At 73.2% G+C, this 25,628-nt stretch carries 24 protein-coding genes and 1 pseudogene; 21 read left to right on the forward strand and 4 right to left on the reverse strand.

Annotated features, from left to right (window positions below; all coding sequences use genetic code 11):
* Positions 1 to 29: 29 nt before the first annotated feature.
* Positions 30 to 272 (reverse strand): annotated as a pseudogene (locus LC193_RS29220) (NUDIX domain-containing protein); the annotation flags it as partial.
* A gap of 1,145 nt (positions 273 to 1,417) precedes the next feature.
* Here LC193_RS29220 and LC193_RS20125 point away from each other — a divergent pair.
* Positions 1,418 to 3,274: a phosphoenolpyruvate carboxykinase (GTP) gene (locus LC193_RS20125; protein WP_226076153.1), complete on the forward strand. Its 1,857-nt coding sequence runs from the start codon at positions 1,418 to 1,420 to the stop codon at positions 3,272 to 3,274.
* Between the two features lie 74 nt (positions 3,275 to 3,348).
* Here the strand turns inward: LC193_RS20125 and LC193_RS20130 are convergent, their stop codons facing one another.
* Together LC193_RS20130 and LC193_RS20135 are read right to left on the reverse strand one after the other, a co-directional pair.
* Entirely contained in the window at positions 3,349 to 4,560 is a 1,212-nt protein-coding gene (locus LC193_RS20130; protein WP_226076156.1) for a pyridoxal phosphate-dependent aminotransferase, read from the reverse strand.
* Between the two features lie 68 nt (positions 4,561 to 4,628).
* Positions 4,629 to 5,222 (reverse strand): TetR/AcrR family transcriptional regulator, encoded by a 594-nt coding sequence (locus LC193_RS20135; RefSeq protein ID WP_226076159.1) that lies wholly within the window; start codon positions 5,220 to 5,222, stop codon positions 4,629 to 4,631.
* A 64-nt stretch (positions 5,223 to 5,286) separates the two neighbouring features.
* Between LC193_RS20135 and LC193_RS20140 the strand changes: the two genes are divergently transcribed.
* The 3 genes from LC193_RS20140 to LC193_RS20150 are packed head-to-tail and all read left to right on the forward strand — an operon-like array spanning position 5,287 to position 8,668.
* Positions 5,287 to 5,784 (forward strand): PH domain-containing protein, encoded by a 498-nt coding sequence (locus LC193_RS20140; protein ID WP_226076163.1) that lies wholly within the window; start codon positions 5,287 to 5,289, stop codon positions 5,782 to 5,784.
* A complete protein-coding gene (locus tag LC193_RS20145) occupies positions 5,781 to 7,352 on the forward strand; it encodes a PH domain-containing protein (protein ID WP_226076167.1) in 1,572 nt (523 codons plus the stop codon). The genes LC193_RS20140 and LC193_RS20145 overlap by 4 nt, the downstream gene beginning before the upstream one ends.
* A 47-nt stretch (positions 7,353 to 7,399) precedes the next feature.
* On the forward strand, positions 7,400 to 8,668 hold the full coding sequence (locus LC193_RS20150) for an alanine racemase (RefSeq protein ID WP_226076170.1): 1,269 nt from the start codon (positions 7,400 to 7,402) through the stop codon (positions 8,666 to 8,668).
* Positions 8,669 to 8,751: 83 nt separating this feature from the next.
* Here LC193_RS20150 and LC193_RS20155 read toward each other — a convergent pair whose 3' ends face one another.
* Positions 8,752 to 9,762 (reverse strand): chitinase, encoded by a 1,011-nt coding sequence (locus LC193_RS20155; RefSeq protein WP_318842171.1) that lies wholly within the window; start codon positions 9,760 to 9,762, stop codon positions 8,752 to 8,754.
* A 358-nt stretch (positions 9,763 to 10,120) separates the two neighbouring features.
* Between LC193_RS20155 and LC193_RS20160 the strand changes: the two genes are divergently transcribed.
* The 17 genes from LC193_RS20160 to LC193_RS20240 all read left to right on the forward strand — a co-directional run bounded on the left by LC193_RS20160 (position 10,121) and on the right by LC193_RS20240 (position 25,501).
* Positions 10,121 to 10,999 carry a hypothetical protein gene (locus tag LC193_RS20160; RefSeq protein ID WP_226076173.1) on the forward strand — a complete coding sequence of 293 codons (879 nt, stop codon included), beginning with the start codon at positions 10,121 to 10,123 and terminating at the stop codon, positions 10,997 to 10,999.
* Between the two features lie 33 nt (positions 11,000 to 11,032).
* Positions 11,033 to 11,776 carry a Flp pilus assembly protein CpaB gene (gene cpaB / locus LC193_RS20165; RefSeq protein ID WP_226076175.1) on the forward strand — a complete coding sequence of 248 codons (744 nt, stop codon included), beginning with the start codon at positions 11,033 to 11,035 and terminating at the stop codon, positions 11,774 to 11,776.
* Between the two features lie 15 nt (positions 11,777 to 11,791).
* Positions 11,792 to 13,015 (forward strand): AAA family ATPase, encoded by a 1,224-nt coding sequence (locus tag LC193_RS20170; RefSeq protein WP_226076178.1) that lies wholly within the window; start codon positions 11,792 to 11,794, stop codon positions 13,013 to 13,015.
* Positions 13,012 to 13,398 (forward strand): TadE/TadG family type IV pilus assembly protein, encoded by a 387-nt coding sequence (locus LC193_RS20175; RefSeq protein WP_226076181.1) that lies wholly within the window; start codon positions 13,012 to 13,014, stop codon positions 13,396 to 13,398. The genes LC193_RS20170 and LC193_RS20175 overlap by 4 nt, the downstream gene beginning before the upstream one ends.
* Positions 13,395 to 13,820 (forward strand): TadE family protein, encoded by a 426-nt coding sequence (locus LC193_RS20180; protein ID WP_226076183.1) that lies wholly within the window; start codon positions 13,395 to 13,397, stop codon positions 13,818 to 13,820. The genes LC193_RS20175 and LC193_RS20180 overlap by 4 nt, the downstream gene beginning before the upstream one ends.
* Before the next feature lie 85 nt (positions 13,821 to 13,905).
* Entirely contained in the window at positions 13,906 to 15,246 is a 1,341-nt protein-coding gene (locus LC193_RS20185) for a CpaF family protein (protein WP_226076184.1), read from the forward strand.
* Between the two features lie 3 nt (positions 15,247 to 15,249).
* Positions 15,250 to 16,215, forward strand: a complete 966-nt coding sequence (locus LC193_RS20190; RefSeq protein WP_226076185.1) for a type II secretion system F family protein — start codon at positions 15,250 to 15,252, stop codon at positions 16,213 to 16,215.
* 14 nt (positions 16,216 to 16,229) lie between these two features.
* A complete protein-coding gene (locus tag LC193_RS20195) occupies positions 16,230 to 17,120 on the forward strand; it encodes a DUF5936 domain-containing protein (RefSeq protein WP_226076186.1) in 891 nt (296 codons plus the stop codon).
* A gap of 452 nt (positions 17,121 to 17,572) precedes the next feature.
* The gene (locus LC193_RS20200) at positions 17,573 to 17,776 is read left to right on the forward strand and encodes a hypothetical protein (RefSeq protein WP_226076187.1); all 204 of its coding nucleotides are present in this window, start codon (positions 17,573 to 17,575) and stop codon (positions 17,774 to 17,776) included.
* A gap of 71 nt (positions 17,777 to 17,847) precedes the next feature.
* On the forward strand, positions 17,848 to 18,393 hold the full coding sequence (locus LC193_RS20205) for a hypothetical protein (protein WP_404819456.1): 546 nt from the start codon (positions 17,848 to 17,850) through the stop codon (positions 18,391 to 18,393).
* 36 nt (positions 18,394 to 18,429) lie between these two features.
* Positions 18,430 to 19,047 carry a hypothetical protein gene (locus LC193_RS20210; protein WP_226076188.1) on the forward strand — a complete coding sequence of 206 codons (618 nt, stop codon included), beginning with the start codon at positions 18,430 to 18,432 and terminating at the stop codon, positions 19,045 to 19,047.
* Between the two features lie 12 nt (positions 19,048 to 19,059).
* Positions 19,060 to 19,827, forward strand: a complete 768-nt coding sequence (locus LC193_RS20215; RefSeq protein ID WP_226076190.1) for an OmpA family protein — start codon at positions 19,060 to 19,062, stop codon at positions 19,825 to 19,827.
* A gap of 49 nt (positions 19,828 to 19,876) precedes the next feature.
* Positions 19,877 to 20,440, forward strand: coding sequence for a DUF1990 family protein (locus LC193_RS20220; protein WP_226076193.1), 564 nt, complete (start codon positions 19,877 to 19,879; stop codon positions 20,438 to 20,440).
* A gap of 440 nt (positions 20,441 to 20,880) precedes the next feature.
* On the forward strand, positions 20,881 to 21,642 hold the full coding sequence (locus tag LC193_RS20225; RefSeq protein ID WP_226076196.1) for a prepilin peptidase: 762 nt from the start codon (positions 20,881 to 20,883) through the stop codon (positions 21,640 to 21,642).
* A gap of 213 nt (positions 21,643 to 21,855) precedes the next feature.
* A complete protein-coding gene (locus LC193_RS20230; protein WP_226076198.1) occupies positions 21,856 to 22,644 on the forward strand; it encodes an isoprenyl transferase in 789 nt (262 codons plus the stop codon).
* A gap of 336 nt (positions 22,645 to 22,980) precedes the next feature.
* The gene (locus LC193_RS20235; protein WP_086162068.1) at positions 22,981 to 24,282 is read left to right on the forward strand and encodes a PhoH family protein; all 1,302 of its coding nucleotides are present in this window, start codon (positions 22,981 to 22,983) and stop codon (positions 24,280 to 24,282) included.
* Positions 24,283 to 24,775: 493 nt separating this feature from the next.
* Positions 24,776 to 25,501 carry an aggregation-promoting factor C-terminal-like domain-containing protein gene (locus tag LC193_RS20240; RefSeq protein WP_226076199.1) on the forward strand — a complete coding sequence of 242 codons (726 nt, stop codon included), beginning with the start codon at positions 24,776 to 24,778 and terminating at the stop codon, positions 25,499 to 25,501.
* Positions 25,502 to 25,628: the final 127 nt, after the last annotated feature.

The following is a 25,628-nucleotide window of genomic DNA, read 5'->3' on the forward strand; positions in this document are numbered from 1 at the left end:
GGCTCCGGCCGCGGTCGGCCAGCGGTGATACGGACTTGGTAGAAGATGCCGATGTTCTGGTGCTCGATTCCTGAGCGTGCGGCGGGTGCGGGTATTACCCGTGAGTCCACCCCAAGGAGCCGTTCGACCACCGCGTCGTATCCGGTCTCCTCGGCGATCTCCCGGACCGTCATGTGGGACGGGTTTTCCGTGTGCTTGATTGGGCCGCCTGGCAGGGTGCAGGCGGTTGCCCGGTGGTGGGCAAGCAGCATGCGTCTGTCTTCGACGCGCATGGTGTAGGCCGTCGGCCGGGAACTTGTCTGCCTGCCTCCTGTTGGGCTTTGTCCCGGTCCCGGTCCCGGTGGTCCGGGGGGTGGGGTTGCCTTGGTGCGTGTCGTGGGGGGTGGTTTGTGCGGGTTGCTGTGCGGTTGGTCTCGGTTTTCGTGTCGGGTTGTGCTTGTTTTTGGTTTTTCGGGTGTGTCGGTGGCTGGTGGTGGGGTGGGTGGGCCTGCCGGTCGCGAGGTGGGGACGCGCCCTGGATTGTCGGGGTGGCGTCTCGCGACCGGCGGGCTTGTTGTGCGTGCCGTTGCCGTCACGTGTTGCACAGCCGGTCCTTCGCACCACGTACCGCTTCCGGGTGGTGGTTTCGGGTCCGGTTGCCGGGGAGCTGGTCGCCGTCGGCCAGTGGGCGCCGTGGCCGGGGGGACTGTCCCCGTTCGGAGGAGAAGACGGGACCGGCGAGTTCGGGGGGCGCGTCCGGGCGGGTGCCGCCCGTGGGAGGTCGATGCGTTCCGGTGTTGTGTCGCCGTGGCCCGTGAGCGGGTGGAGGGCAACTGGTCCTCCCAGCTGACCGGTTGCCTGCGGTAGCCGCTCGTTGTCGTGCTCACTCGTCGGTGGTCATGGGCTTCCTTTCTGTTTTTGCGGTGTTCGGGCCTTTGGCTCCCCTTGCGGGCCCGGTGGGTATGACACTAGGGGAATGGTTACGGAGAGTGAACGGCGTGTGGGGGTGGTGAGGGGCGCGCGGGTGCGGGGCGCGCGCGGTGGGGTCTCTCGGCCGTACGGGGCGGCGGGAGCGGGCCCGTGCGGCGGGCCGCCGTCGGCGGCGGTCACGATCGCCACGTGGCGCGGTCGCCCCCGCGCAAGGCCGCGGGCCGCCCCGCGCCCCCGCACGACTCGGGCACCTCTCGCGGGCGACCCCACGCGGACGGACCCATGTTGGAGACCCATGCGGACGGACCCGGCCGAGCGGGCGCCCGCCGCCGCGAGGCCGCTCCTGTCCCCCTCGCGGATGACCCGCGTTCGCCCTGATGTACCCCTTTCAGGTGGCGACCCGCTCACATGAGCTGAACTGGACACAGGCGAGAGAAGACGGCACCATCAGATGAGCGTTCATCCGGTCGGATGAGCGTGCACGTACCCTCGAACCTCTGGAGCGAACGTGACGCCGACTCCAGCCCCCGTCACCGCCCACGCGCCCACCCGCCACGAGAAGCTCCTCGCGTGGGTGGCGGAGATCGCCGAACTGACCCAGCCGGAGGAGGTGGTCTGGTGCGACGGCTCCCAGGAGGAATACGACCGCTTGTGCGCGCGGCTCGTCGACCGGGGCACCTTCGTCCGGCTCGACCCGGCGAAGCGGCCGGGCTCCTACTACGCCGCCTCCGACCCGACCGATGTCGCCCGTGTGGAGGACCGTACCTACATCTGCTCGGAGCGGCCCGAGGACGCCGGGCCCACCAACAACTGGCTCGACCCCGCCGACATGCGGGAGGCGTTCACGGGCCGTGCCGGCCTGTTCCGCGGCGCGATGCGCGGGCGGACCATGTACGTCGTGCCGTTCTGCATGGGCCCGCTCGGCTCACCGCTCTCCGCGCTCGGCGTGGAGATCACCGACTCCGCGTATGTCGCCGTCGCCATGCGCACCATGACCAGGATGGGCCGCGCCGTCCTGGACGAACTGGGCGAGGACGGGGCGTTCGTCAGGGCCGTCCACTCCGTCGGCGCCCCTCTCGCGCCCGGTGAGCGGGACGTTCCCTGGCCGTGCAACCCGGTCAAGTACATCTCGCACTTCCCCGAGACCCGGGAGATCTGGTCGTTCGGCTCCGGTTACGGCGGCAATGCGCTGCTGGGCAAGAAGTGCTACGCGCTGCGCATCGCGTCCGTGATGGCGCGCGACGAGGGCTGGCTGGCCGAGCACATGCTGATCCTCAAGCTCACGCCGCCCGAAGGCGAACCCCGTTACGTGGCCGCTGCGTTCCCCTCGGCCTGCGGGAAGACGAACCTCGCCATGCTGGCCCCCACACTGCCCGGCTGGCGGGTGGAGACGGTCGGCGACGACATCGCCTGGATGCGGTTCGGCGACGACGGACGGTTGCGCGCGATCAACCCGGAGGCCGGGTTCTTCGGCGTCGCGCCGGGAACGGGCGAGAACACCAACGCCAACGCGATGCGCACCCTGTGGGGCAACGCCGTCTTCACCAACGTCGCGCTCACCGACGACGGCGACGTGTGGTGGGAGGGCATGACCGAGGAGCCCCCCGCGCACCTCACCGACTGGCGCGGCAACGACTGGACCCCGCGGGCGGGTTCGCCGGCCGCCCACCCAAACGCCCGCTTCACCGTGCCCGCCGCGCAGTGCCCGACGATCGCGCCCGAGTGGGAGGACCCGGCGGGCGTGCCGATCTCCGCGATCCTGTTCGGTGGGCGCCGCGCCACGGCGGTGCCGCTGGTCACCGAGTCGCGCTCATGGCAGCACGGGGTCTTCCTCGGCGCGAACGTCGCCTCGGAGAAGACGGCCGCGGCCGAGGGCACGGTGGGCGAGCTGCGGCGCGACCCGTTCGCGATGCTGCCCTTCTGCGGCTACCACATGGGCGACTACTTCGCGCACTGGCTGCGGATGGGCGAGCGGGCGCCGGACCCGGAGAAGCTGCCCCGGATCTACTACGTCAACTGGTTCAAGAAGGACGCCGACGGAACGTTCGTCTGGCCGGGTTTCGGCGAGAATGTCCGGGTGCTCAAGTGGATCGTCGAACGCCTCGACGGCCGGGCCGAAGGCGTGGAGACTCCCATCGGTACGGTTCCCGCGCCCGGGTCGCTCGACACCGGGGGACTCGGGCTGACGCCGCGCCAGCTGGCGTTCCTGCTCGAGGTCGACCTGGAGGTCTGGCGGCGTGAGGCCGCGCTCGTGCCCGACCACCTGAACACCTTCGGCGCCCGGTGCCCCGAGGAGCTGTGGACCGAGTACCGGTCCCTCACCGACCGCTTGGACCGCGCGGAAAGGACAGCGCGCGCGGGCTGACGGGAAAGGGCCCCGCACAATGGCGTGCGGGGCCCGCCCGCGCGAGCGGTGCCGCGCGCGGTCGGCGCCGGCGGTCAGTACTGGTTGTAGCCGTCGAGGAACGCGCCGATCCGCTCGATGGCATCGGCGAGTTCACTGGCCTGCGGCAGGGTCACGATGCGGAAGTGGTCGGGCTCCGGCCAGTTGAAGCCCGTGCCGTGCACGATCATGATCTTCTCGGCCCGCAGCAGGTCGAGGACCATTTGCCGGTCGTCCTTGATCTTGTAGACCTTCGGGTCGAGCCGTGGGAACGCGTACAGCGCCCCCTTCGGCTTCACGCACGTCACGCCGGGGATGGCGGTCAGCATCTCGTAGGCGGTGTCGCGCTGCTCCAGGATGCGCCCGCCGGGCAGCACCAGTTGCTCGATCGACTGGCGCCCGAAGAGCGCCGCGGCCACGGCGTGCTGCGCCGGCACGTTGGCGCACAGCCGCATGTTGGCCAGGACGGTCAGGCCCTCGATGTAGTTGGCCGCGTGCTCCTTCGGCCCGCACACCGCGAGCCAGCCGCAGCGGAAGCCCGCGACCCGGTAGTTCTTCGAGAGCCCGTTGAACGTCAGCGTCAGCAGGTCGGGGGCGATCGCGGCGGTCGAGGTGTGGACCGCGTCGTCGTAGAGGATCCGGTCGTAGATCTCGTCGGAGCACAGCACGAGGCGGTGCCGCCGGGCGATCTCCGTCAGCTGCCGCAGCATCTCGGTGCTGTAGACCGCGCCGGTGGGGTTGTTCGGGTTGATCACGACCAGCGCCTTGGTGCGGTCGGTGATCTTGCGCTCGATGTCGGCGAGGTCCGGCATCCACTCGGACTGCTCGTCGCAGCGGTAGTGCACCGCGGTGCCGCCGGCCAGCGAGACGGACGCCGTCCACAGCGGGTAGTCGGGCGCGGGGACCAGGACCTCGTCGCCGTCGTCGAGCAGCGCCTGCATCGACATCTGGATCAGCTCGGAGACGCCGTTGCCCAGGTAGATGTCGTCGACCGAGAGCTGGATGCCCTTGGTCTGGTAGTGCTGCATCACCGCGCGCCGGGCGGAGAGCAGCCCCTTGGCATCACCGTAGCCGTGCGCGGAGCCGACGTTGCGGAGGATGTCCTCAAGGATCTCCGGCGGGCAGTCGAACCCGAAGGCCGCGGGGTTGCCGGTGTTCAGCTTGAGGATGCGGTGGCCCGCCGCTTCGAGCCGCTGCGCCTCTTCGAGCACGGGGCCGCGGATCTCGTAGCAGACGTTGGCGAGCTTGGCCGACTGGATCACCTGCATGCCCGCCACCTTACGGCGGCCCACCGCGGCGCGCGCTGTGTTTTCGCCCACGCGGGTGGCCGTGCGGCTCAGCCCGGGTCCGCCGCGCCACGGGCCACCAGGCCGCTCGTCAGCGTTCTCGTCACGAGTGCGACCGCTTCGTGCCGGGCCAGGCCCTCCTCGGTGATCGCCTCCCAGCCGGCGCTCATCAGGTACCACAGGGACCGGAAGAACCATTCGAGGCTGACGTCGGCGGCGAAGTAGCCCTCGGCCCTGCCGCGCGCGAACAGCATGGCCGCCGGGGTCTGCGCCCGTTCCCACAGCTCGCCGTCCCACTCCTCGTCGCCCAGCTGAGGCTCGGCGAACAGGAAGTCGACCCGGGGCCCGAGGTCGAACATCGCCGCCACCAGGCGCCCGAACGCCTCCGCGGGCGGCCCCTGGTCGAGCGCGGCGTCGGCCAGGGACCGGCGCGCGGCCTCCGCGCAGTCCTCGAACAGCGCACGCACCAGGGCCGCCCGGTCGGGGAAGTACCGGTGCAGCGTGCTGCGTCCCACGTCGGCGGCTCTGGCCACGTCGCCGAGGGACGCCGTGCGGTCCTCGGCCAGCACGTCGATCGCGGCATCGAGAATCGCCCGCCGCGTGCGCGGCAGTGTGCCGGGTGCGGAGGAGGCAGTTTTCCCCATGCCGGAATGGTAGGCCGAGAACGCGCCGTGACACAGAGGGGCCCTTCATGGGACAGTGTGTCCCATGGTGAATCAAGACCTTCCCCTTCGGCCGCCTCGTCACCGCGTGGAACGGCGGGCCGTCCTGCTGTGGGTGGTCCGCGCGCTGAGCGCGCTGCTGCCGCTGGCCGCGGCGCTCACGGTCGTTCACCTCCTGTGGGCGGCGGCGCGGGGCTGGACGGGGCCGGCCCTGGTCGTCCTCGCGGTGGCCGGGCCCGTCTACGCGGTCGTCATGCCGCTGTGGCGGTACGCCGTCCACCGCTGGGAGGCGACGGACGACGCCGTCTACGCGGCCACCGGCTGGTTCGTGCGCGAGTGGCGCATCGCGCCCGTCTCCCGCATCCAGACCGTGGACACCGTGCGCGGCCCGGCCGAGCAACTGCTCGGCCTCGCCACGCTCACCGTCACCACCGCGTCCTCAAGCGGCGCCATCCTCATCCGCGGCCTGGCGCCCGCCGTCGCGGCCGAGGCCGCGGAACGGCTCTCCGAGATCACCCGCCGCACGCCGGGGGACGCGACATGAGCGGCGCGGCGGACGGCCCGGAGGGCACCGGCGCGGCCGGTGCCGCGCCGGGGGCCGACGATCTCGCGCCAGGAGGCGACGATGCCGCGGCGGGCTGGCAGCGCCTGGACGGGCGGATGATCCTCGCGGACGCCCTCCGCGTCGTGTGCGCCATGCTGCCCGGACTCGCCGCCCTGCTGGTCACCGGCTTCGACCCCGACCCGATGGCCATCGGGCCGCTGCTCGCGCTGGCCGGCTGGGGCCTGGCCGGCGCGATCGCCGACGTCGTCCGCTGGGCCACGACCCGCTACCGGATCACCGACGTGTACGTCGAACGCCGCGCCGGCCTGTTCGTGCGCACCCACAGGTCCGTGCGCCGCGACCGCATCCGCAGCGTCGACACCGGCGCCCGCCTGCTCCAGCGGATCGCGGGGCTGCGCCGCGTCACCATCGGCGCGGGCCAGATGAACACCGCGGGAGAGGCCGCGCTCACCCTCGACTCCCTGTCGCGGCGCGACGCCGAGGCGCTGCGCCACCACCTCACCGGCGGCGGCCCCGAGCGGGAGACCGAGCCGATGGCCGCCTTCCAGTGGCGGTGGATCGTGTACAACGTGACCGGCGTCTGGGCCTTCGTCTCCGCCGCCGGTCTGATGTGGGGCGGCTACTTCACCGCGCAGTCCTTCGGCCTCGACCCCGGCGGCTGGGTGGGCTCGCTCGCCGACTGGGACGCGCTCGGCCCCGTCCGCACGGCCGCCGTCGCGTTCGCCGCCACCGCGCTGCTCGGCGCCGTCGGCATGGCCTTCTCCTTCGTGGCCGAGCACGCCCACTTCCGGCTCGACCGGGTTCCGGGGGAGCAGGGCACCGTGCTGCGCACGAGGCAGGGGCTGTTCAAGACCCGTGAGATCACCCGCGACGACCGCAGGCTGCGCGGCGTGACCGTCTCAGAACCGCTGCTGTGGCGCTGGATGGGCATGGCCGACACCACCGTCATCACCACCGGCCTCTCGGTGTGGAGCAGCAGTTCCTCCGTCCTGCCGCGCGGCCCGGTGCGCCTCGCGCGCCGTGTGGCCACCGAGGTGATCGGGGACCCGGCGCTCGGCGCGCCGCTGCGCGGGCACCCGGCCGCGGCGCTGCGCCGCAGGCTGCTGTGGGCCGTGCTGGTCGCGGCGGCGGGCGCGCTGCTGCTGGTTCCCGCGGGCGGCACCCGGTGGGCGCAGGCCCTCGCGGTGCTGCTGCCGCCGGCCCTCGGCCTCGCCTGCGCCGGCTACCTGGCGCTCGCGCACACCGTCGCGGGCGGCTATCTCGTGGTCAGGGCGGGCGCCATGACCCGCGCCACGTCCGCGCTGCGGCGGGACGCGGTCAGCGGCGTGCGGATCAGGCAGTCGGTGCTCCAGCGGCGGCTCGGCCTGGCGACCGTGTACGCGACGACCGCGGCGGGCGACGGGGCGTACGCGGCGCGGGACATGGCGGCGGCCGAGGCCGTCGGGTTCGCGCAGGCCGCGCTGACCGGGCACGTCGAGCCGTTCCGCGCGGACGCGCAGCCGCCCGGGGACGCGGTGCCGAGCATGGCGGCGGCCGGCGCGGGGTAGGGTCCTGGCCGGTCCCACGTCCCCGCGCCGCCTGTTCCGGAGCCGCCATGGCCACGCCGCTCGACGCTCTCGCGGACGAGATCGTCGACCACCGCTTCAAAGGGCTGCCGCCGGACGCGGCGGGCCGCGCCGTTGGCGTGCTCGCGGCCGAGCGGCGCGACCTGTGGACCGGTGGCTTCACCACACCGGTCCTGACGCTGGCGGCCGAGGCTCTGGAGCACAACCTGGCCGCCGTGCAGAGCTTCGCCGACCGGCACGGCCTCGCCCTCGCCCCGCACGGCAAGACGACGATGGCCCCGCAGCTGTTCCAGCGGCAACTCGACCTCGGCGCCTGGGGCATCACCGTGGCCGTGCCGCATCAGGCCCGCGTCGCGCGCGCGTTCGGAGTGGAACGGATCTTCCTGGCCAACGAGGTCGTGGACGCGCCCGCCCTCGCGTGGCTCGCGGGCGAGCTGGCCGCCGACCCGGCGTTCCGCTGCGTGACCTACGTGGACTCGGTGGCCGGGGTGGCGCTGATGGACGAGGCGCTGCGTGCGGCGGGCGCGCCGAGGCCGCTTGAGGTCGTCGTCGAACTCGGCGTGTCCGGCGGCCGTTCCGGCGTGCGGGACGAGGCCGGGGCGGCGGCGGTCGCGGACGCCGTCGCGGGCACGGGCACCCTGCGGCTGGCCGGGGTCGCCGGGTACGAGGGGGAGATTCCCGGAGCCGACGCCGCGTCCGTGCGCGCCTGGCTGGCCCGGCTGTCCGGACTCGCCGTCGCGTTCGACCGGGCGGGCCGGTTCGCCGGGGCGTCGGAGATCGTGGTCAGCGCGGGCGGCAGCGCCTGGTTCGACGTGGTGGCCGAGGCGTTCGGCGCGCTGCCCGAGCTGTCCCTGCCGGTGTGCCGGCTGCTGCGCTCGGGCGCCTACGTGAGCCACGACCACGGCAGGTACCGGGAGGTCACGCCGTTCAACCGGGTGCCGGAGGAGGGTTCGCTGCGGCCGGCGTTCCGGCTGTGGACCCAGGTCGTGTCGCGGCCGGAACTCGGGCTCGCCCTGGTCAACGCCGGCAAGCGGGACGTCTCCTACGACCTGGGCGCGCCCGAGGTCGTGGAGGTCCGCGACCGGGCGGGGCGGGTGCGCGGGGGCGGCGGGCTCGCGGTGGCCAGGCTCGCCGACCAGCACGCGTTCGTCACCGGAGCGGCGGACGAGGTGCCGGCGGTGGGCGACTGGGTGTCCCTCGGGCTCTCCCACCCCTGCACGGTCTTCGAGAAGTGGCCGCTGATCCCCCGGGTGGCGGGGGACGGCACGGTCACGGACTACATCCGCACGTTCTTCTGACGGCCCGCGCGTCCTGCGCGGCGCTCCCGCGGCGCCGCGGGAGCGGGCGCCGCCGACCGGCCCCCGCCCCCGCGGTGCGCCGGTCAGGGCAGGCCGTGCACGTGCGGGCCGACGGCGCTCGACCACGCGTGGCCGCTGTGGGCGTCCCAGTTGACGGACCAGGTCATGGCCCCGCGCAGGTCCGGGTACGTCCGGTCGGGCACGAAGCTGCCGCAGCCGGTGCCCCGGGTGAGGCAGTCGAGCGCGGCGTTGACGACCGAGGGCGGGACGTAGCCGGAGCCCGCGGCGTTCGGGGAGGCCGGGACGCCGAGCCCGACCTGCGAGGGGGCCAGGCCGTTCTCCAGCTGGATGCAGGCCAGCGCGGTGAGGAAGTCGACGGTGCCCGAGGAGTAGACCTGCCCGTCGCAGCCCAGCATGGAACCGCTGTTGTAGTACTGCATGTTGACCACGGTGAGAAAGTCCCGTGTGTTCAGGGCGAGCTGGAAGTACTCGGTGCCGGTGTGCTGCATGTCGAGGGTCTGCGGCGCCATCGTGTAGACGAGGCCGTCCCCCGCGCCGGCGTGGATGGCGTTCATGGCCTGGGTCATGTACTCGGCGTCGATGCCGTGTTCGAGGTCGATGTCGACGCCGTCGAACCCGTACTCGTTCATGAGCGCGAGCGTGCTGTCCGCGAACGCCCGCGCCGACGCGCCGTCGGTGACGGACACGTGTCCGTTCTGGCCGCCGACGGAGATGATCACGGAGACGCCCTCGGCCTGCTTGGCCGCGATGTCGTCCTTGAACTCCTGCTCGGACCCGTACCCGATGACCGGGTCGAGGGTGAAGTCGATCTCGCCCGGGGTCGCGGTCGACTCCGCGAAGGACACGGCGATGATGTCGTACTCGTCGGACACGTCGCCGAGCCGCTGCACGACGGACCCGTTGTCGAAGTTGTGCCAGTAGCCGGTCAGCGCGTGGCGCGGGACCGCGGTCGGCGCGGGCTCGGCCGGGCCGCCGGCGGCACCGGCCGTCACGGCGGGGCCCGCGAGGGCCATGGCGCAGGCCAGGGCCGTCGCGCCGAGCATCCGGGTGGTGCGGGACAGAGTGCTGGTCACGCTCGCCTCCGTAGCGTCAGAGGTGGGGGTGCTGCCTGGAGGAAACGGTGGCCACCGTTGGGCAGTCAGATTGGTCCAGACCAGGTGTGGTGTCAACGGTGCGGACCGTTCCGGCCGTTGTGCGGCACCGGCCGTCGCGCGCCGGCGCCCGTGCCGCCGGGCGCGGGGCGCCCGTTCAGCCGTGCGCCCCGTCCGTCGCGCGCGCCCTGTCTGCCGTGCGCCCTGTCTGCCGTGCGCCCGGGGGCGGGCCGCCCGCCCGCCGCCCGCGGCGCTGTTCCCCGGAGAGGCGAAGTCGCTAGGCTGCTCAACTGGCAGACTCACCTTCGTACGAGACGGGTGCTCAGCCCCGGGGAGCGGCATGCCGATTGCCATTGCGGTCACCAGCGCGGACCTCGTCCTGCCGCCCACCGACCAGCACACGCCGGGCGCGCACGTGCTCAGCCCGCCCGAGCGCCAGGACTTCGCCGACGCGCTCGCCGAGTTCAGCGACCTGCTCGGCAGCCACGGGCACGTCGTCGCCGTGCACCCGGCCACCGCACCGCTGCCCTACATCCAACGCCTCCACGCCGTGCGCGCGATGCTGGAGACCGACCGGATCGCGCTGCTGCCCAGCGCCCTCCCGCCACTCGGCACCGCCGTGCTGGTACGCCAGTTGCGGCAGTTGTCCACCTGCGACTTCGCCCCCGGCGTGCTCGGCGCTTCCGCGCGCCTCCTGGCGCACTACGTCTACGCGGGCGCGCTGCTCGCGTCCGGCAACCGCCTGCACCGGGTGCCCGTTCCGCTCCCGGCGCGCAACGGCGCCGGCCGCGGCGGGCCGTGCGCCGTGCTCGCGGGACCGGCGCCGCAGGTCGTGCGCGCCGACGGCGATGTGGCCCTGGCCGGGCCTCAGTTCGCCACGACGCTCACCTACGCGCCCGGCGCGCTCGGCAGCGAGTGGGTCACCGGGCGGCTGGCCAAGCAGTGGCAGGTGCAGGGCCTGCACCCGGTGCCCGTGCCCGCCGAGTCGGCGGCGTGGTGGGGCACGGGGAAGCTCGTGGAGTTCGCCGCGGCCATTCCCGATGTTTCCCTGCTCTACCAAATGGTGAGCCAGATGAGGCAGGAGTCCTGCCACTGGTGCGGTCTGACGCTCATCGGTGACCGGTGCGCCTTCTGCTCCGCCCCGGTGAACCCGCCGGAGCGCGCTCCGCGTGCCATAGGCACCGGGCGGCGCAAGGCGCTCGCGCCCGGCGCGGGATGACCGCACAAACCACGGAGAGGGTGGACACGCTGCATGAACGCTCGCCAGCGACGCGGCATACTCCTGCTGCTCGTCTCGGTCCTGCTCGCCCTCGGCGCGTTCGCCGGGGTCGTGGCGGTGATCAACGACGTCGAGTCGAAGGTGGGTCCCGAGACCACGGTGTACGAGCTGAGCGGCGACGTCGAGCCGTACGAGGCGGTGACGGCCGACGACGTGCGCGAGGTCAGCATGCCGGAGCGGTACATACCGGACTCCGCCGTCACCGACCTCGGCCAGCTGGAGGACCGGGTCGCGGCCGGACCGCTCCGCGAGGGCTCCCTGCTCCAGGACGACATGCTGGCCGAGCGGCCCGAACTCGACCCGGGCCAGCAGGAGATCGCGGTCATGATCGACGCCTCCACGGGCGTGGCCGGCAAGATCTACCCGGGCGCCTCCATCAACATGTACGCGGCGTTCCGCGTGCAGGGCGGGGGCGACTCGGAGCAGGAGACGGAACTGGTCCGGCTCATGGTCAACAACGCCGAGGTCATCGAGGTCGGTGACCTCACCGAGGTGGAGGACGACGACAGCACGCGCGAGGCGGTGCCCATCACGTTCGCCCTCGACCACACGGACGCGCAGCGCGTGACGTTCGCCGAGGCGTTCGCGGAACAGGTGCGGCTGGCGCTCGTGGCACCGGGCGACGAGGCGGAGATCCCGGCCGACGAACGCTCGTACACCATCCTCGGCGACATCGCCGGAGCGCCGCACGCCGGCCCCGACGGGCTCGTCCCGTAAGGAGCAGGGGACCCGATGACGACGCGCATTCTGCCCGCGGTGGCCGACCCGGACGCCGCCCGTTCCCTGATCACCCTGCTGAGCCAGCTCCCCGACAGCGAACCGCTGCGCGCGGTCCCCGACTCCGCGGCGCTGCTCGACACCCTCGCCGCCCTCACCCACCAGTCCGTCGCGGACCTGCCCGACGTCGTCGTCGTGCACGAGCACCTGGGCCCGCTCCCCGCGCTCGAACTGATCCGCGAGGTCGCCCTCAGGTTCCCCGCCGTGGGCGTCGTGCTGGTGTCGGCCGACCCCACGGCCGGCCTGTACTCGGCGGCCATGGACGCCGGGGCCCGCGGCCTGGTCGGCCTGCCGCTGTCCTACGACGAACTGGCCGCACGCGTCACCGCGGCGGCCCAGTGGGCGGCCGGCATGCGCCGGCACCTCGGCGCGGGCGACGCGGCGCCGGCGGGTCCCGGCGGGCGGGTGATCACCGTATCGGGCGCGAAGGGCGGGGTCGGCGCCACGCTGCTCGCCACCCAGCTCGCGCTCGCGGCCCAGACCAGCGGCCCGTTCGAACGCGGCGCCGTGCTGATCGACCTCGACCTGCTGTGCGGGGACGTCGGCTCGTACTTCGACGTGCAGTTCCGCCGTTCGGTCGCGGACCTCGCGGGCATCGCGGACATCTCGCCGCAAGTGCTCACCGAGGCCGTCTTCACGCACGAGACCGGTCTGTCGATGCTGATCGCCCCCGCCGAGGGCGAACGCGGCGAGGACGTCGGCGAGTCCACCGCGCGGCAGCTGCTCGCCGTCGTCAGGGCCAGGTACGACGTCGTGATCGTGGACTGCGGCTCCCACATGAACAGCGCCAACGCCGCCGCCATCGAGGCGGCCGACGTCGCCGTGCTGGTCACCACGCCCGACGTCATCGCCGTTCGCGCCGTCAACCGCATGGTCCGCATGTGGGACCGGCTGCGCATCCGCAAGGCGGCGGACACCCTCACCGTCGTGAACAGGCACACCCGCAGCAGCGCCATCCAACCGCAGCTCATCGCGCGCATCACCGGCACCGGCGTCGCGCGCAACGTGATTCCGGCCGCCTTCCGCGAGGTGCAGGAGGCCCAGGACGCCGGCCGCATCCAGGACCTCGACGCCCGGAGCCAGGTGCGCCGCGCGATGTGGGCCGTCGCCGCGGAACTCGGCCTCGCCGCGCCCGAGCAGGCCGCGTCCGGCGGCAGGCGCCGCGGCAGGCGGTCATGAGAGCCCGGCCGGGCGACGCGCGGCGCGACCGCGGCGCGGTGCTCGTCGAGTTCGCCGGGATCTTCCCGCTGATCCTGGTCATGCTCGCTGTCATCTGGCAGTGCATCCTGATCGGTTACACCTTCTCGGTCGCGGCCGACGCCGCCGACCAGGGCGCCCGCGCCGGAGCCGCGGCCGGCGGCGACGCCGAGGGCGCCTGCGTCGCGGCGGCCACCGAGGACCTGCCGGGCGCGTGGTCGGCCGATGTCTCCTGCCCCCTGGAGGGCACCGTCCGCACCGCACGCGTCGAGGTGCAGGTGCCCGTGCTCTTCCCCGGCGCCCTCAACCTCCCCATGACCATTTCCGGCCACGCCGGCGCGGCGGAGGAGGACAGGGAACGATGACCCGCGACCCAGGCCCCGCGACGGGCGCGCCGCCGGCCCGCCGCGCCGGGGCGCGTGTGCGGGAACGAACCCGGCCGCGGGGCGACGCGGGCGTCACCGCGGTCGAGTTCGCCGGCTGGCTGCCGCTGCTGATCCTCGTCGCGCTGGCCGGGCTTCAGCTGGGCGTCGCCGGGTATGCCGCCCAGCAGGCGGGCTCGGCCGCCAGGGCCGCGGCCCGCACCGCCGCCCAGGAGGAGATCGCCGACACGTACCAGGCCGCGGGCCGGGCCGCGGTCAGCGACTGGCTGGACGTCTCGTTCGGCCCGGTCTCGCTGTGCGGGGACGAGGCGACCGTCACGGCGAACGTCGGTGTGCCGTCCGTCCTGCCGTTCCTCGACGGCTTCGGGGACGCGAGCAGAACCGTGACCATGCCGTGCGACTGAGCGGCCGGCCGGCCAGGCGGCGTCGGCGATCAGCAGGGCCAACAGCAGGGAAACGAGCAGGGCAACCACAGGGAAGGAGCGAGCGATGGGCCTGAAGTCCCGGGTCGGCACGCCCGACCGGCCCGCCGCGGCGGGGCCGGGCGACGGGCGGCTCGTGGCGACCTACCGCGCGAAGCTGCTTGAGGAGATCGACCTCGCCGAGATGTCCTCCCTGGACATGACCGAGCGCCGCGACCGCCTCGAACGCGTCCTCGGGCACATCCTCAGCCGCGAGGGCCCGGTGCTCTCCACGCAGCAACGCGGCCTGCTCATCCGCCGCGTCGTCGACGAGGCCCTGGGCCTCGGCATCCTCGAACCGCTGCTTGAGGACGCCTCCATCACCGAGATCATGGTCAACGGCCCCGACCAGATCTACGTCGAACGCGCCGGTCGCGTCGAACGGCTGCCGCTGCGCTTCGCCTCGGAGGAGCAGCTCATGCAGACGATCGAACGCATCGTCTCCACCGTGAACCGCCGCGTCGACGAGTCCAACCCGATGGTCGACGCCCGCCTGCCCACCGGCGAGCGCGTCAACGTCATCATCCCGCCGCTCTCCCTCAGCGGCGCCGCCCTCACCATCCGCCGCTTCCCCCGCGCCTACACGCTGCCCGAGCTGATCGGCTTCGGCACCCTCGACGAGCACCTGGTGATGCTGCTCTCCGGCCTTGTGCGCGCCAAGTTCAACATCATCGTCTCCGGCGGCACAGGCTCGGGCAAGACCACGCTGCTCAACGCGCTCAGCGGCCTGATCCCCGAGGGCGAGCGCATCGTCACCGTCGAGGACGCCGCCGAACTCCAGCTCCAGCAGAGCCACGTCATCCGCCTCGAATCCCGGCCCCCCAACATCGAGGGAAAGGGCGAGGTCACCATCCGCGACCTGGTGCGCAACTCCCTGCGCATGCGCCCCGACCGCGTCATCGTCGGCGAGGTGCGCGGCGGCGAGACCCTCGACATGCTCCAGGCCATGTCCACCGGCCACGACGGCTCCCTCGCCACCGTGCACGCCAACAGCGCGGAGGACGCCCTGCTCCGCCTCCAGACCCTCGCCTCGATGTCCGAACTCCAGGTCCCCTTCGAGGCGCTGCGCGACCAGATCAACAGCGCCGTCGACGTCCTCGTGCAACTCGTCCGCCACCCGGACGGCTCCCGCCGCCTCGCCGAGATCGCCGTCCTGGCCTCCCACGGCCGCGAGCCGTTCCGCATCGCCACCGTGGCCGACTTCCGCGCCGAGCCCATGACCTCCGACGGCCGCGTCCACGGCCGCTTCCGCCACCATCCCGTCCCGCGCGCCGTCGCGGAACGCCTCTACCTGGCGGGCGAGCCGATCCCGCCGGCGTTCGGCGTCCACCTCGACGACTCCCACCTCACCACCCGCGAGGCGAGCTGACCCATGGGCACCCCCTCCCTCCTGGCGGTCGGCCTGACCCTCCTCGCCCTCGTGTGCGCGGTGGCGGGCCTGCACGCCTACGCCGGCGGCCGGGCCCAGCGCCTGGCCCTCGTCAGGCGGCTCGCGGGACCCGGCGACCGGCCGGGCGACGCGGCGGCCGACGCGCCCGCGCCCCCGGGCCGCAGGCGCCGCTTCGACGCGCTCGACCGGCGGCTGCGCGGCACAGGACTCGGCCGCCGCCTGCGGCTGAAGCTGCGCTCCACAGGACTCGACCTGACCGTCGGCGAGTACGTGGCCTACGCGCTGGCCTCGGTCGCCGCGCTCTGGCTGATCGGTGCCGCGCTGCTCGCGCCGTTCTTCGGGCCCGTCTTCGCCGCCGCGGGCCTGTGGGGCAGCAACCTCTTCCTCAACTGGCAACGCGCCCGCCGCACCGAGCGGTTCATCAGCCAGCTGCCGGAACTGGCCCGGCTGATCGCGAACGGCACCGCGGCGGGTCTCGCCATGCGGACCGCCCTGTCCATGGCGGCGGAGGAGATGGAGGACCCGGCCGGCGCGGAACTCGCCGTCGTCGCCAACCAGCTGGCCGTCGGCAGGTCTTTGGAGGAAGCGCTCGACGAACTGGGCGAACGGCTGCCGTCCCGCGAGCTGAACGTGCTCGTCACCACCCTCGTCCTGGCCAACAGGGCGGGCGGCACCATCGTCGCGTCGCTGCGCAACCTCACCTCGACCCTGGAGGAGCGCAAGGAGACCCGGCGCGAGGTGCGCACCATGCTCGCCGAGATCAACGCCACCGCCGTGACCGTTCCCGCGCTCGGCCTCGGGGCGCTGCTCATGATCAACGCGATGTCGCCGGGCGCCCTCGGCCGCGTCACCGGCAGCACCGGCGGCCAGATCGCCATCCTGGTGGCACTCGGCCTCTACATCGTCGGGTTCGTCGTCGTCCGCCGCTTCGGCCGCATCGACGTCTAGCGGACGGGAGAACCATGGGACTTCTGCTCGGACTCGCCCTCGGCGCCGCCGTCTTCGGCATCATCAGCGCGCTGCGCATCCTGCGCTCCGGCACGCCGCTGCCCGCCGACCTGGCGCTCGCGCTCGAAGTGGGCTCCTCCCGCGTCTCCACGGCGGACTCCGCCGTCGACCGGCTCGGCATGCGGTTCGCCCCCCTGGTGCTGCGCCTCATGGGCCGCAAGGCCGTGGACCGCAAACGCAAGCGCATCGACCAGGCGGGCAACCCCGACGGCCTGACCATCGACAGGTACGCGGCCCGGCGCGCGGTCTACGGCGTGTTCGGGTTGGTGACCGCCGCCGTCTTCCTCGCGGCCGGCTGGGCGTTCTTCTCGCTGTTCGCCCTCGCCTTCGGGGCGTTCGCGGCCGACGCCGCCATCTGGCAGGGCATCAGGAGCCGCCGCGACGTCATCGACCGGACCCTGCCCGACTTCCTGGACGTGCTCGCCGTCGTCGTCTCCGCCGGCCTCGGCTTCCGGCAGGCGCTCGACCGGGTGTCCGCGCGGTACTCGGGCCCGTGGGCCGACGAGATCCGCATCGCCCTGCGGCAGATGGACATGGGCGTCTCGCGCCGGCAGGCGTTCGACGAGCTGCGGCGCCGCAACGACTCGGAGCCGGTCAACCAGTTCGTCACCGCGCTCCAGCAGGGCGAGGAACTCGGCGCGCCGATCGCGGACACCCTCATCCAGATCGCGCGCGACATGCGGCGCACGGACGCGCAGAACGCGCGCCGGCGCGCCGCGCGCGCCATACCGATGGCCACGCTGGCCACGCTGGTGTTCATGGTCCCGGCCACGATGATCATCATCGTGGCCGGGATGATCCTCGGCTCCGGCACCGACTTCACGGGCATACTCGGCGGCGACTGAACGGCGTTCCGGCCGCCGGCGGCAACCGGCCTGGCACGCCGGCCCGTTGTCCCCGCGCCGGCGCGGCGACGCGTGCGGGAACGCCGGGCGGCGGGCCGGATAACGTTCCCGCTCCCGTGGTTTCGCCGCCCCGGCCGATGGGCACGGTGCCTCTTGCGCGTGACGGGAGCGGTGTGCCCGGCGAGAACAGGCAGCCCCTGCCCCCGGATTCGCCGGGTACCCCGGCCACGGCCACGCGCGGTGTGGCACAGTCAGTGCCGATAGCTGTACGCGTTGGCCCGCTGGGAGGGGGTCGGGCATGGTGCATCCCGCTTTCGGACGGGCGCCCTCGCGGCACGGCCGCCGCCCGACAGCCGTACCGGCGCGCCCCGCTCCGCAGTACGGTGAGGAGCGGCGGAACAGGTGCCGGGAGAGGCCGGCTGAACCGGCGTCAGCCGGAGGAGAGGGACGCCATGAGCAGGCTGCTGTCGACGTGGAGACACACCATCGGCGAACGGCTGCGCGGTCATTGGTCCGATCGCGGGGCCGGATTCGTGGAATACGCGGGACTGCTGCTGCTGATCGCCTCCGTCGTGGTCCTCGTGGTCGGGCTGGGGATCGACAACCAGGTGGCGAACGCGGTGCAGAACGCGGTCAACCAGATTCTCTCCGGCTGACCCGGCTGACCCGGCTGACCCGGCTCGGCCCGCGCCGCGACCGCGGAGGGGTCTTCCCGCTCTACATATGGATGGTGACCGGCCTGCTGCTGGTCGCCTTCATGTTCTTCGTCTTCGCGCGGGCCGCGGTGCTGCGCAACGGCGGTCAGTCGGCCGCCGACGCGGCGGCCCTCGCGGCGACGCACGAGGCGCGGGACCGGCTCTACGAACGGTTCCTCGACGCCATCGGGGAGGACGCCGACGAGGACGCCGACCTGGAGGACATCCTGGACGGGGACGACTTCGCGGTGGGTTCGGCGTGCGGGGAGGCCGCGCCCAGGCTCGCGAGCAGCAACGACGCCGGGATCGAGACCTGCGGGGTGGCCTCGGGGCGCGCCGGGTACACCGTGCGCGTGGCGACGACGGAGACGGTGGGGGACACGGTGATCCCCGGGACGGAGTCGCAGCGCGCGTACGCCGGGGCGACCGCCGTTCTCGAAGGGCTGTGCGAGGTCGCCTCCGATGAGCCCGACCTGGTCAAGCTGGAGTGCGAGGACGACGACTGGTCCTTCGATCCGGCCGACGAGGAAGAACTGCCAGAAGCTCGTGATCTTTTCCGGGTCTTTCTAGAAGACTGACCACCGACATGCTGACGCACGAAGGACCGGCGCCCGATGGATCTCCGTGAGAACAAGTCCCGACTCATCCTGATCGTTGTGGCGCTCGGTGCCGCCCTGGTCATCGCCGTGGCCAGCTGCGGCGGCGGGGGCGGCGGTGACGACGGCGACGCGCGGGGGAGCGAGGAGACCACGGACGCAACTCCCGACGACGGCGGGAACGCGGAGGCCGGGGAAGGAGAGGGCGGTGACGGGGCGGACGAAGCCGACGAGGAGCCGGCCGAGCTGCTCGCCGAGGTGACCGGCGAGGAGAGCATCACCCTGGGCATCACCCGCGCCGAGCGCGAGGCGGGCGGCTTCCTGACCGTCGAGGGGACGATCACCAACGGCGGTGGCGGCACCTGGTTCGACGTGGGCTGGGCCGGACCTGAGCAGGAACTGGCCGACAACGGCTTCTCCATGGCCGGCGCGTCCATCGTGGCCAACGAGGAGGGCAAGCGCTACCTGATCCTCCGCGACACCACGGGACGCTGCCTGTGCACCGGGTTCGGCACCGGCATCGAGGCGGGGGCGACCGTGCCGTGGTTCGCGCAGTTCCCCGAGCCCGAGGCGGGAACGACCGAGGTGTCGTTCCAGGTGGGCAACATGCCGCCGGCCACCATCCAGATCCGCTGAGGGGACGTGACGATGACAGACGCACGCAGCCGCTACGGCCGGGTGGGCGCGGTCGCCCTCTCGGGCGCGGTGGTCCTGGGCTTCGCGGCGCCCGCGCTGGCCGACGAGAACGACGGCCAGGTGCGGCAGCCCCCCGGGTACGAGGAGCCGGTGCCGCCCGAGATCGACCCGGAGGCGGCGGGGCTCATGCTCGGTGACGGCGCGACGCTCGCCGACCCGCGCGTGCTCGACATCAAGTTCATCACCGAGAACCTGGCGGGCGGCGGCACCGGGGACACCGGCAGCACCGGCGGCACGGGGGACACGGGCGAGGACACCGGTGGCTCGGGCCAGGCGGACGGAGGGCAGTCCGGCGGTGCCGAGGAAGGGCAGTCGCCGGCCGGCGGCGGGGCCGAGCAGCGTGAGGAACGCACCAGCGGCACCCGCAAGTTCACCCTTCAGACCGACGTGCTGTTCGCGGAGGGCAGCGCGGAGCTGAGCGACGAGGCGCGGCAGGCGTTGCAGGAGGTCGCCACGGCGATCAACGAGTACGGGCCGTCACAGGTCAACATCTTCGGCTTCACCGACGACCAGGGGTCCTACGAGAGCGGCCGGGTGCTCTCCGACGAACGCGCCGCGAACACCCAGAACGTGCTGCTCGACCTCATCGACGACCCGACGTCGATCCAGTTCAACGTGCGCGGCTACAGCGAGGACTACCCGCTGTACGACAACTCCACCGAGGAGGGCAGGCAGGGCAACCGCCGCGTCGAGATCTCGTGGCCCACCTCGGCGGAGTGAGGGTCGGCCGCCGGCCGCGTTCGCGTGCCACCGGCCGGGCGGGGGCGCGATGACCCCGGGCGATGACGCCGTGCCCCCGGCGGCGGACGGATTCACCTACCGGGACGTGGGCTGGACGCGGGCGCCGCGCGGTGCGCCGCCGCGCGGATACCACGTGCTGCGGGCGCGGACCCGCCTCGGGCGCGGGCAGGCCGTCCTTGAGGCGGCGGCCGGCGCGGTGTTCGGCTGGGACATGCACCGCGCGGCCGGGTTCGCCGTGCCGCCCGGCACGCCTCCCGCCGCACCGGGGGTGCGGGTGGTGGTCGGCGTCGGCGTCGGCCGCCTGCGGCTGCGGGCGCCCTGCCGCGTGGTGTGGACGGCGCGCGAGCCCGACCGGCTCGGCTTCGGCTACGGAACGCTGCCCGGGCACCCGGAACGCGGGGAGGAGGCGTTCCTCGTCGAACGACTGTCCGACGGCTCGGTGTGGCTGACGGTCACGGCGCTGACCCGGGGCGGGGTCTGGTACACGCGCGCGGCCGGGCCGCTGGGGCGCGCGGTGCAGCGGGGGCTTGCCCGCGCGTACGGCCGCGCGCTGCGCCGCACGGTGCGCCGCGTGGCCGGCGGCCCGGGCTGAGGGCCGCCCGCCCCGCCCGTTCCGCCTGTTCCGTTTCCCGGCCGGCCGTTCCCGTGCCGCTTCGCCGGCCCCGCGGCCGTTCCGGTGCCGCTGCGCGAACCGCCGAACGGCCGTCCGGCGACGGCCGGAAGACGGCCGGAAGACGGCCTCCACGGTGCCTGCTGCGGGGCGCGACGGGGTGCCCGAGGGGCGTCCGGCCGGCCGGCCGGACGCCGCTTTCAAGGGGTAACGCCGTTCCAGACGGTGCGGTAGGGTTCCCCTCATGTCGGCCGCCGCCGGCATCTTCGGCGCCAGCGTCGTCACTCCCACCCCGGCGACGGCTGGCGGGGCGGACCGTGAGCCACCCCCCCCGCTCCGGTCCGGCCCCATTCCACGGGCCGGTCTGCCCCTCCCCCCCAGCGGGCAGACCGGCCCGGCCGCTTCCGCACTACGCTCGGGCCGTGTCCGACCTTCCGATCGTTCCGGTCGCCGCGACCGTCTACGGCGCCCTGGCCGGGTTCCTGCTCGCGCGTCCCGCCTACCGGTTGTCGGTGGCGCCCGGCAGGCCGTGGCGCGCGCCGTGCCCCGCGCGCCATCCGAGGCCGGCCGGCCGGCTCGCTCCGCTCACCGGCTGGCTCGGCCCGGCGCGCTGCGCGCGGTGCGCCGCCGCGGGGCGGCGGTTCGGCGCGCGGCCGGTGCTGCCCGCGGCCGTGACCGCGGCCTGCTGCGCGGTGCTCGCCACCTCGGTGGGGGAGCGGCCGGAACTCGCGGTGTGGCTGCTCGCGGCGCCCGCGGTGGTGCTCCTCGCGATGGTGGACTTCGCGGTGCAGCGGCTGCCCGACGTCCTGACGCTTCCGCTGGCCGGCGTGGTGGCCGCGGGCCTCGCGCTGGCCGCGCCGTCCGAGGCGGCCGGTGGCCTGCTGGGCCGGGCGCTGCTGGCCGGCGCGGTGCTCAGCGGTGTGTACTTCCTGCTGTTCCTGATCAACCCGCGCGGCATGGGGTTCGGCGACGTCAAGCTCGCGATTCCGGTGGGGGTCGCCCTTGGGTGGTACGGGTGGGGCATTGTGTTCTTCGGCACGTTCGTGGGTTTCCTGCTGGTCGCCGGATACGGGCTGGCGCTGGTCGTCGCGCGGCGCGCGGACCGGAAGTCGACGGTGCCCTTCGGGCCGTTCATGGCGCTCGGCGCGCTGGTGGGCATCGTGCTCGGCGGACTCGCGGCCTGAAATGTCGGCGCGGGTGCCCCCGGCGGGCGCCGGGATGCGTTACCGTGGAATCCCCCCCTCGGGCCGGTCCGTATCCCCCCCCCCACGGACCGGCCCGCTTTTTCGCCCGGCCGACAGCGCGCCGCCGCTGGCCGGAACCCCGCGCCCCGGCGAGCCGCCCCCGCGCCCGGCAGTAGAGTTCCGGACACGCAGGGGAGTCAGGGAGTCAGGGCCATGGAGGGGCTGACACACACGATGAGGAACAAGCTGCGCCGGCTGGCCGTCAGGCTGTACGCACGGCGGGTGGAGGGCCGGCTCGACACCGACAGGAGCGCCAAGCACATCGGCGTCATCCTGGACGGCAACAGGCGCTGGGCCAAGGCCGCGGGCAGCACCACGAAGGAGGGGCACGAGGCGGGAGCCGCCAAGATCCGCGACCTGCTCGGCTGGTGCGAGGAAACCGACGTCGAGGTGGTCACGCTGTGGCTGCTGTCCACGGACAACCTCAACCGGGAGCCGGACGAGCTGGCCACGTTGCTGTCGATCGTCGAGGGCGCGGTGAGCGACCTCGCCGACGACGGCCGGTGGCGCGTCAACCATGTGGGGGCGCTCGACGTGCTGCCCGAGCGCACGCGTGAGGTGCTGCGCCGTGCGGAGGAGAAGACGGCGGACCGGCGCGGGATACTGGTCAACGTCGCCGTGGGGTACGGCGGGCGTCAGGAGATCACCGACGCCGTCCGCTCCCTGCTGGCCAAGCGCGCCGCCGAGGGGCAGACACTCGAACAGGTCGCCGAGGGGCTCGGGGTCGAGGACATCTCCGAGCACCTGTACACGCGGGGGCAACCCGACCCCGACCTGGTGATCCGTACCAGCGGGGAGCAGCGTCTCTCGGGGTTCATGCTCTGGCAGAGCGCGCACTCCGAGTACTACTTCTGCGAGGCGTACTGGCCGGCGTTCCGCAAGGTGGACTTCCTCCGCGCGCTGCGCGACTACGCGGCGCGGCACCGCCGCTACGGGGTCTGAGGCCGGGGCGGCCGAGGCCGCGCTTCTGACCGGTTCCGACCGGTTTGGGGCCGGGGAACGGGGGGACCGCCCGGGGCATTCTTCGCATGAGATGTGCAGTGAGCGGGCATATTCCTGCCGGACCGCGCATCCGCGCGGTCCGCCGGGAGGCCCTTTGCGCACCACGACATCCCCTTCTGCAAGCGGGGACGAGGGCCGGTACCGGTCCGGTGTGCCACGGGCCGGGGCCGGCTGTTCTGACCCCCGGCGCCCTGGGCGGCGCCTTGTTCCCGCACCTCATTCGAGGGGGTTCGTCCACTCGTGGCCACCAGCAAGAAGCGCTCGCACGACCGGCGCATGTATGTCCTGGACACCAGCGTTCTCCTCGCCGACCCGGCGGCCATCACCCGCTTCGACGAGCACGAGGTCGTCCTTCCGGTCGTTGTCATCTCCGAGCTTGAGGCAAAGCGTCACCACCCCGAGCTGGGCTACTTCGCCCGGCAGGTCCTGCGCCGACTCGACGAGTACCGGGTGCGGTTCGGGCGGCTGGACACGCCGCTGCCGATCGGGGACCTCGGCGGCACGCTCCGTGTCGAGCTGAACCACTCGGACCCGGCCGTGCTGCCTCCGGCCATGCTGAACGAGCGGGGCCGGCTCGCGGACAACGACTCGCGGATCCTGGCCGTCGCGCGCAACCTCCAGGCCGAGGGGTACGACGTCACGGTGGTCTCCAAGGACCTGCCGCTGCGCATCAAGGCGTCGTCGGTGGGGCTGTCCGCCGAGGAGTACCGCGCGGAACTGGCCATCACCGACTCCGACGGCTGGACCGGTCTCTCCGAGCTGACGCTGAGCGGCGAGGCCGTGGACGAGCTGTTCGCGACGGAGAGCGTGCACGACGAGACCGCCGCCGGGCTGCCGGTGCACACCGGTCTGGTCATCTCCTCCGAGCGCGGGCGCGCGCTCGGGCGCGTGGCGCCCGACGGGCGGGTGCGGCTGGTGCGCGGGGACCGGGAGGCGTTCGGCATCCACGGGCGCAGCGCGGAGCAGCGGATCGCCCTCGACCTGCTGCTCGACCCGGATGTCGGCATCGTGTCCATGGGCGGCCGGGCGGGGACGGGCAAGTCCGCGCTGGCGCTGTGCGCCGGGCTCGAAGCGGTGCTGGAGCGGCGCCAGCACAGCAAGGTGGTCGTCTTCCGTCCGCTGTACGCCGTCGGCGGGCAGGACCTCGGCTACCTGCCGGGCACCGAGGCCGAGAAGATGAACCCGTGGGCGCAGGCCGTGTTCGACACGCTGTCCGCGGTGACGACGCGTGAGGTGATCGAGGAGGTCGTGGCCCGCGGCATGCTGGAGGTGCTGCCGCTCACGCACATCAGGGGCCGGTCGCTGCACGACGCGTTCGTGATCGTGGACGAGGCCCAGTCACTCGAACGCAACGTGCTGCTGACGGTGCTGTCCAGGATCGGGCAGAACTCGCGGGTGGTGCTGACGCACGACGTGGCGCAGCGCGACAACCTGCGCGTGGGGCGCTACGACGGCGTGGTCGCGGTGGTGGAGAAGCTCAAGGGCCACCCGTTGTTCGCGCACGTGACGCTGACGCGTTCGGAGCGGTCGCCGATCGCCGCGCTGGTGACGGAAATGCTCGAAGACGGTCGCGTCTGAGCGTTCGACTGCCCCGGCCCGCTCGCGCCCGTGACAGGGCGCGGGCGGGCCGCGTCGCGGGCGCCGGCGCGTCGCGCGGCGTTCCGCACCGATCGGGCCGCCGCCGGGAAGGCCCGCGACGGCGGGGTTCGTACGGGCAAAAGCCCAGGTAGGCGGGTCACGGAACGGTCTCGGCCGGTTGGCAAGCCCCGTTCACCTGTGAGCTTTCCCACAGAGGACTGAATTGCTTCGGGGCATCCGGGTCCGGCAGTGTGTGCGTCTGTCAGGCCCCGCATACGGCACCGATGTCCCCCAAGGGCATTGCAAGGACTGCGTTTTACAACTGAACAGCCGCTCGCCGTATGCCGCCCGCAGAAGATGTGGACCCACGCCTCAGCCGCGTGCGGACCCCGCCGGGCCAGTGCCTCCCGCACCAGCATCAGCGGAGGCCCGCGTCAGGGGCACGATCGCGCCCGCCGGGTCCTCCGAGCGGACGATGTCGGAAGGAAACCGTGTGACCGGGATTTCGGTCCGGGGATTCGCAGTGGCGTCCGCCACCGCGGTGACCACCGTCGGCGCTGCCGTCGGTGTCGCCTCGGGGGACGACCAGAGCCGCCCTGCGGAGAACATGGCGGCCGTCGCGGCCGACGCGACGCTGCTCGCTGAGATACCCGCGGGTACGAATGCCGAGCTGCACACCGCTTCGCTGACGCAGCAGGTGGAGACGCAGACCATCGCGGCGGACGCCGACGCGCGGCGCGCCGCGCAGGAGGCCGCCCGCATCCAGGCCGCGGAGAGCGCCGCCGAGCGCCGGGCCGAGGCCGAGCGTGCCGCGCAGGAGCAGGCGGACCGCGAGGCACGGGAGGCGGCCGAGCGCGCCGCCGAGGAGGCGCGGGCCGCGGCCTCGTCCGCCGGGTCGTCGGCGTCGTTCCCCGTGCAGTCCTCCTACACGAAGGCCGAAGTGCAGGCGATGGCCCGCCAGATCGTGGCGGCGGACCAGTTCCAGTGCTTCTCGAACATCGTGGACCACGAGAGCGGCTGGAACCACACGGCGCAGAACCCCTCATCGGGCGCCTACGGCCTGATGCAGGCCCTGCCCGGGTCCAAGATGTCGTCCGCGGGCTCGGACTGGCAGACGAACCCGGCGACCCAGATCCGCTGGGGTGTCAACTACATGGAGGACCGCTACGGCAGCCCGTGCGGCGCCTGGGAGTTCTGGCAGGCCAACAACTGGTACTGACCGGTTCCCCGGACGCCCGGGTGAACGACCGCCCCGCGGTCACCGGCGTTCGCGTGAAGTCCCCGTGAAGTCCCCGTTCCGTACGGAACGGGGACTTCGCCGTTGCGCGGACGTGTGTCCTGCGCGC

It is taken from the genome of Streptomyces marincola (genome assembly GCF_020410765.1).
Lineage (GTDB): Bacteria > Actinomycetota > Actinomycetes > Streptomycetales > Streptomycetaceae > Streptomyces > Streptomyces marincola.